3 protein-coding genes are annotated in these 2,485 nt (G+C 75.5%); all 3 read left to right on the plus strand.

Annotation, left to right across the window (positions count from 1 at the left end):
- Positions 1-331: 331 nt before the first annotated feature.
- The 3 genes from PYV61_RS24120 to flgA all read left to right on the plus strand — a co-directional run bounded on the left by PYV61_RS24120 (position 332) and on the right by flgA (position 2,397).
- The gene (locus tag PYV61_RS24120; RefSeq protein WP_275836425.1) at positions 332-1,039 is read left to right on the plus strand and encodes a flagellar hook-basal body protein; all 708 of its coding nucleotides are present in this window, start codon (positions 332-334) and stop codon (positions 1,037-1,039) included.
- A 120-nt stretch (positions 1,040-1,159) separates the two neighbouring features.
- Positions 1,160-1,951, plus strand: coding sequence for a flagellar basal-body rod protein FlgG (gene flgG / locus PYV61_RS24125; RefSeq protein WP_275836426.1), 792 nt, complete (start codon positions 1,160-1,162; stop codon positions 1,949-1,951).
- Complete coding sequence (gene flgA / locus PYV61_RS24130; RefSeq protein WP_275836427.1) at positions 1,951-2,397, plus strand: flagellar basal body P-ring formation chaperone FlgA; 447 nt, start codon at positions 1,951-1,953, stop codon at positions 2,395-2,397. Before flgG ends, flgA begins: the two co-directional genes overlap by 1 nt.
- The last annotated feature ends 88 nt before the right edge of the window (positions 2,398-2,485 follow it).

Below are 2,485 nucleotides of genomic sequence, written 5' to 3' on the forward strand. Positions count from 1 at the left end.
CCGGCGCTGGCGGCGCTGGGGCTCGGGCTGGGCGCGGCCGCGTGGCGCGGGTCCCGGCGCTGGCCGCCGACGGCGTGGCGCGCTCGGAGATCGCGCGCCGCACCGGGCTGTCGCGCGACGCGGTGGCGCTGTCGCTGAACCTCCAGGCGGCCCGGCAGGTCTAGCCGGGGCGGCAACTCCTGCCGACCGCCGGGCGCCCCGGGCGGCGCCGGGACGCACGACGCAAGACGAGCAACGACAACGACTTGGGCGGTTTCGATCGGCGGGCTCCGGCAGGGCCCGCCGGTTGCTTTTCCGGGATGGTGGAAGCTCCCCCCTCTCCCCTCCCGCCATGCCCCCCACCACCGGCCTCGCGAGCGCCGCGGCCTCCCTGCGCTACTGGGAACGCCGCTCCGAGATCGTGGCCCACAACCTGGCCAACGCCTCGACCGACGGCTTCAAGGCGGAGCGCGTGTTCGCGCGCCTGCTGGGGAGCAACGGCGCGGCGCTGCCGGCCGCGCAGACCGCGACCGACCTGACGTCGGGCGCGCTCAAGCCGACCGGCAACCCGCTCGACGTCGCGATCCAGGGCGACGGCTTCCTCGTCGTGCAGACGCCCGCCGGCGAGCGCTTCACGCGCGGCGGCTCGCTGCAGCTCGACGCGGAGCGGCGGCTGGTGGACGGCGCGGGCAACCCGCTGCTCGGCGAGCGCGGGCCGGTGGTCGTCCCCCCGGGCGCGACGCTCGCGGTCGCGAACGACGGCGCCGTCTCGATGGACGGGAAGCCCGTCGACCGGCTGCGCGTCGAGCGCGCGGGCGCGGGGGCGGAGCTGCAGCACGAGGGGGGGACGCTGCTCGTCCCCGACGCCGGGCGCGCCGCGGTGCCGCCGGCCGACCGCCGCGTGCGCCAGGGCGCCGTGGAGGAGAGCAACGTGAACCCCGTGAGCGCGATGGTCGACATGATCGCCGTGCAGCGCGCGTACGCGAGCGTGCAGAAGGCCGTGACCACGCTCGACGAGGTGCGCGGGACGGCGGCGTCGGACCTCGGCAGGCCCGTGTAGCGCGGACCTCCTCGCGCCCGACGCTGCGGACTGCGGGCAGCGGGTCGGACCGACGCACGAATCCGCAGCCCGCATCCCGCAGCGCCCCGCACGACAGACCCATCCCCACGAGACACCACCATGGATCCGGCCCTCCGCGCCGCCGCGAGCGGCATGATGGCGCAGCAGCTCCGCACCGAGGTCATCGCCAACAACCTGGCGAACGTCAACACGACGGGCTTCAAGCGCAGCCGCGCGCAGTTCGAGGACCTGCTCTACCAGACCGTCCAGGGCTCGGCCGTCATCGGCGACCCCGAGAACCAGACCGCCCCGGCGATCCAGATCGGGCGCGGGACGCGGCTGGCCGGCGTGCAGCGCCTGCACAGCCAGGGGACGATGGAGACGACCAACCGCCCGCTCGACCTGGCGATCGAGGGCGAGGGCTTCTTCCAGGTGCAGACCGGGGGCGGGCAGACCGCGTACACGCGCGACGGCTCGTTCCAGATCAGCGACCAGGGGACGCTCGTCACGTCGCAGGGCTACCCGCTGCAGCCGGCGATCCGCGTGCCGAGCGACGCCTCGACGATCACGATCTCGCGCACCGGGATCGTGACCGCGGTGCGCGGCAACCAGAGCGCGGAGCCGCAGGAGATCGGGCGCCTCGAGCTGGCGCGCTTTGCCAACCCGGCCGGCATGCAGGCGCTCGGCGAGAACCTGTATCAGCCCACCCCCGCCTCGGGCGAGCCGACCGTCGGCTTCCCGCAGGAGGAGGGGATGGGGCGCGTGGTGCAGGGCGCGCTGGAGGGGAGCAACGTCGAGATCGTGCAGGAGATGGTGGACATGATCACGGCGATGCGGGCGTACGAGATCAACTCGAAGGCGATCAAGAACAGCGAGTCGATGCTGGAGATCGCGAACAACCTGGTGCGGTGATGACGGGAGCGTCGAGCGTGGAGCGTCGAGCGTCGAGCCGGGCGCTCCTGGTGGCCGCCGGCCTGCTCGTGGCGGGTACTCCCGTGCGCGCCCAGACGGTGGCGGCGCGCGATCTCCCGCGTGGGCACGTGCTGGCGAGCGAGGACATCCGGGACGGCGGTGCGCGCTCGACGCTCGCCGCTCGCCGCTCGCCGCTCGTCGGCTGGACCACCCGCCGCGTGATCGCCGCCGGCGAGGTCCTCCGCACCCCCGCCATCGCGCCGCCCGCGGCCGTGCGCGCCGGCGAGAAGGTCGCCGTCGTGTGGCGCGACGCCGGGATCGAGCTGCGCATGGCCGGCACGGCGACGCAGGACGCGCCGGTGGGCGCGCGCGTGGCCGTGAAGGTCGACGCCCGCCGCCGGCTCGAGGGGACGGTCGCCGCCCCCGGCCTCGTGAGGATCCAGTGACCGCGCTGCGCTCCCCCGCCCTCCTCGCCGCGCGCGTCGCGGCGGCCGCCGCGCTCGTGTGGGCCGGCGTCGCCGGCGCGCAGGAGCT

Origin of the sequence: Roseisolibacter sp. H3M3-2, assembly GCF_029211165.1 — a bacterium.
Lineage (GTDB): Bacteria > Gemmatimonadota > Gemmatimonadetes > Gemmatimonadales > Gemmatimonadaceae > Roseisolibacter.